Raw genomic sequence first — 3,765 nt, 5'->3', positions numbered from 1 at the left:
GGCAGAACTCGCGCTGGCGGCCGACGAGAATCGACCCGGGGTCGGCGTTGACGAAGAGCTTGGGTATGAGGCTGGTCTTCAGCCAGTCGGCGTATTGCTGCACGAGCGCGACAATGTGCGGCGGCTCGCCGGCGATGGGGATCTGACGCGGCCAGTTCAGCGTCGGCTGGCGATCGGCTTCCGCGGCGAAGGGCGCGCGATAGACAGCCATCTCCTCATCGGTCAGCCTGCGCAGGATCGAGTTGGGCAGCACGCCCTCGATGAACAGGTTGCGCCGCAGGACGAGGTCTTCGCCCTTGGCGGAGCGGAAACCCTGGAAGATGCCCCGCGCCTTCTCCGGCCAGTCGTCCCACGACGGCAGGGGCATGACGATGGCTTCCATGTAGGCGATGCCACGCACCTTGTCGGGATGCAGCCGGGCCCAGTGAAAGCCGAGCGCGCTGCCCCAGTCGTGCAGCACGAGCGTGACGCGACCATCGACACCCAGCGCGGCAAGCTGGGCGGCGAGCAGATCGTAGGTGGTCTCGAGGGTGTAGCGGCCGGGGCCGGCGCTTTCGGGCAGCTTGTCGGAGTCGCCATGACCGATGAGGTCGGGCACGATCACGCGGCCCAGGCCCGCGAGCGGGCCGATGACGTCGCGCCACAGGTAGCTGGAGGTGGGGTTGCCGTGCAGCAGCACGATGGGGTCGCCGCTGCCCACTTCGACGTGCGCAAGGCGGTGGCCACGGACCGTGGTGAACCGCCGGGGCGGCAAGGGTGAGGCGGCGCTCATGCGATGACGCTCCTGACGAGGCGGAAGGTGGCGGCGATGGCCTGAAGGTGCTGCGGCTGCGGCAGGCGGCGGCGACTCGACACACGGATGCCTTCGTTGAACAGCATCAGCACGGCGGCCAGTTCTTCGGCCTGCGCGGGGCTCGCGCCGGCATCCCGAAGACAGGACTCGAAATAGCGCTGCAGGTCCGTCAGGTGGTTGCTTGCGCGCGCAACGAGATCGTCATCGACACCGGCCATCTCGAGCACCGAGTTCACCAGCAGGCAGCCCCAGTCGGCTCGGGTGCCGCGGGCGCCCGCGAAATTGCCCTCGAAGAAATCCTGCAGCACATCGATCGGCGGCTGCTCGGTGCGAGCGCGCTCGAGCAGCGCCCGCACGCGCGCCGAAAACAGGTCGATGCACTCGATGAACAGGGTGCGCTTGTCGGTGAACGCGGCGTAGAAGCTGCTGCGGCCGATGTCCATGGCCGCCAGCAGATCGGCCAGCGAGGTGGCCTGGTAGCCCTTGCGCCAGAACAGCGCCAGCGCCTTGTTCAGGGCCTTGCTGCGATCGAACTCGGGGGGGCGCGCCATGCTTGCATTCTGTACCGTTTGGTTCACAATGACAAGCATCCGGTTCCCGGCATGCGCAGCAGCCAGGGCCAGCCCCGTTCACGCCCAGGAGGTCCTGATGAGCAAACCCGTCTGTCTCGTCATCGGTGCCGGCGCCGGCATCGGCGGCAACGTCGCCAGGCGCTTCGCGCGCGAGGGATACCACGCCTGCCTCGCGCGCCGCAGCGACAAGGCAGGGCTCGACAGGCTGGTGGCCGAGATCGAGGCCGAGGGCGGCTCGGCCAGCGGCTACATGCTCAATGCGGTCGAGGAAGGCAGCATCGAGCAGCTGGTCACCCACATCGAAGCCGAGGTCGGCCCGATCGCGGTCGCAGTCTTCAACCTCGGCGCGCAGATCGGCGACCGCGGCCTGGCAAGCACCACGCTCAAGGCCTTCGAGATGGGCTGGCGCATGGCCACCTTCGGCCTGTTCCGGCTGGCGCAGGTGCTGTTCCCGTACATGGAGCAGCGCGGCAAGGGCGTGCTGCTGGTCACGTCGGCCACCGCTGCCATGCGCGGCAATGCCGGCCAGCACTCGCACGCCGCCGCCATGGGCGGGCGGCGCATGCTGTGCCAGTCACTGAACGCGCAGTTCGCAAGCAAGGGCATCCATGTGTCGCACATCGTGATCGACGGTGCGGTCGATGCGCCCGACACCCTGGGCAAGATGCTCGGGCCCGAGTGCTTCCAGGCGCTGCGCGAAAAGAAGGGCCTGGACAACGACGGCCTGCTGGTGCCCGCCGAGGTAGCCAACACCTACTACTACCTGGCGCACCAGCACCGCTCGGCCTGGACCTTCGAGCTCGACCTGCGCGCGCACTCCGATCTGGCCTGGTGGAACCACGCCAGCAATCCGGACCTGAAGTAGCCGCGCAGGCGCGATCGGGGCCCGGAAGGACATCAAGACCTGACCGAACTGCCGCAGCCTGGGCGTACTGCTCGATCGAGCGACAATGCAGCGTCGCGAGAACCCACAGGAAGACGACCATGACCAAAGCCATCGAGCTGATCTTCGACTTCGTCAGCCCCAACGCCTACCTGGTGTGGCAGCCGCTGCGCGCGCTCGCCGCGCGGCAGGGTGCGCAGCTCATCATCACCCCCGCTTTCCTCGGCGGGATGCACAAGCTCACCGGCAATGCGCCGCCCTTTATCCGCGACGCCGACATCAAGGGCAAGAACGCCTATGCGAAGCTCGAGATGCAGCGCTTCATCGACAAGCACGGCCTGCACCGATTCCGGATGAACCCCGCCTTCCCGTTCAATTCGGTCAACCTGCTGCGGATGCTGGTGTCGCTGGAAGGCGATGACCGGATCCGCCTGATCGAGGCGCTCAACCCCGCGATCTGGGAACAGGGGCTCGATGTCACCGACGCCGCCGCCGTCGCGGCGGTGCTCACCACCGCCGGCTTCGATGCGCAGGCGCTCGTGGCCAGGACGCAGGACGGCGCCATCAAGCAGGCCCTGATCGACAACACCGAAAAAGCCGTGGCGCGCGGCGCCTTCGGCATCCCGAGCTTCTTCATCGGGACCGAGATGTTCTTCGGCAAGGAACGCCTCGGGCAGATCGAAGAGATGCTCGAACGCGGCTGATGGGGTGCGAACCGCCTACCTGACGCGTCGCTGGTCCAGGAACTGATTGAACGCCGCGCGCGCCTCGACGCTCCTGAACAGGGCCTCATGGCCGCCGGCAACCTCGAGGAAACCAGGCTGCTGGCAGTTCGTGCAGGTCTGGACGGCCTGCCTGAAGAGCGGCCACGAGCGCATCTGGATCACGCCGTCGTCTTGCCCCTGAACGAACAGCGCATCCGCCTTGAACCCCTGGGTGAACGACAGCAGGGAGATGCTGCGATACGGCGCAGGGTTGGCCGACGCAGGACCGTAGCGCGGGCTCATCAGTCCGCACTCCTCGCTGCGGGGCGCGCCGCCGCGCTCCTCGAGCAGGCAGCGGTACTCGAAGTCCAAGGGTCCCGGGGCATTGGCGATCACCCCATCCGTCGGATGCATCGTGTTCAGCCGGGTCACAAGATAGGCACCCTGGGAATGACCGGCCATGAAGACACGGTTGATGGATACGCCCAGAGCCCTCGAGGCTTCGTTCTTCACCCAGAGGAGGGCGGCCTCCGCCTCCCGCAAGCCCTCGCCGATCTCACGATTCTGCTGGGGGTAGGCGACGCTGACCAGCAGCGTATCGTCGCGCAGCAGCAAGCGCTTGAAGCTGTCGAGGATGCTCTGAGCGGCCGGCAGGATACGGTCGTCGAACCAGACGGTGCCGTGGTACAGCACGAGCGCATCCTTGACCGCTGCGGCTGGCATGTGAATCACCACCTGCACGGAGACGCCTCCGTAAGTGATGGTGCGAGTGCCTTGCACAGCCGCCACCACCACCGGGGCGAAATCGGTGAA

General features: G+C 67.0%; 5 protein-coding genes. 2 read left to right on the top strand and 3 right to left on the bottom strand.

Going from position 1 to position 3,765, the window contains the following annotated elements; all coding sequences use genetic code 11:
• Both AC2H6A_RS18550 and AC2H6A_RS18545 read right to left on the bottom strand, forming a co-directional pair.
• The coding region (locus AC2H6A_RS18550; protein WP_484275201.1) for a haloalkane dehalogenase at positions 1-772 on the bottom strand (772 nt) is incomplete at its 3' end.
• Entirely contained in the window at positions 769-1,344 is a 576-nt protein-coding gene (locus AC2H6A_RS18545; protein ID WP_484275200.1) for a TetR/AcrR family transcriptional regulator, read from the bottom strand. The genes AC2H6A_RS18545 and AC2H6A_RS18550, both read right to left, overlap by 4 nt.
• Before the next feature lie 97 nt (positions 1,345-1,441).
• Here AC2H6A_RS18545 and AC2H6A_RS18540 point away from each other — a divergent pair, with 97 nt between their 5' ends.
• Together AC2H6A_RS18540 and AC2H6A_RS18535 are read left to right on the top strand one after the other, a co-directional pair.
• Positions 1,442-2,230 carry an SDR family NAD(P)-dependent oxidoreductase gene (locus tag AC2H6A_RS18540; protein WP_484275199.1) on the top strand — a complete coding sequence of 263 codons (789 nt, stop codon included), beginning with the start codon at positions 1,442-1,444 and terminating at the stop codon, positions 2,228-2,230.
• Between the two features lie 119 nt (positions 2,231-2,349).
• Complete coding sequence (locus tag AC2H6A_RS18535; protein WP_484275198.1) at positions 2,350-2,952, top strand: 2-hydroxychromene-2-carboxylate isomerase; 603 nt, start codon at positions 2,350-2,352, stop codon at positions 2,950-2,952.
• Positions 2,953-2,967: 15 nt separating this feature from the next.
• On the opposite strand, the gene AC2H6A_RS18530 is transcribed toward AC2H6A_RS18535, so the two are convergent.
• Positions 2,968-3,765 (bottom strand): alpha/beta hydrolase family protein (locus tag AC2H6A_RS18530; protein ID WP_484275197.1); only part of this gene is annotated, 798 nt, incomplete at its 5' end.

The organism is Quisquiliibacterium sp. (genome assembly GCF_982640115.1).
The sequence above is the reverse complement of the archived record's forward strand: the minus strand, read 5'-3'. Positions and strand labels throughout refer to the sequence as shown.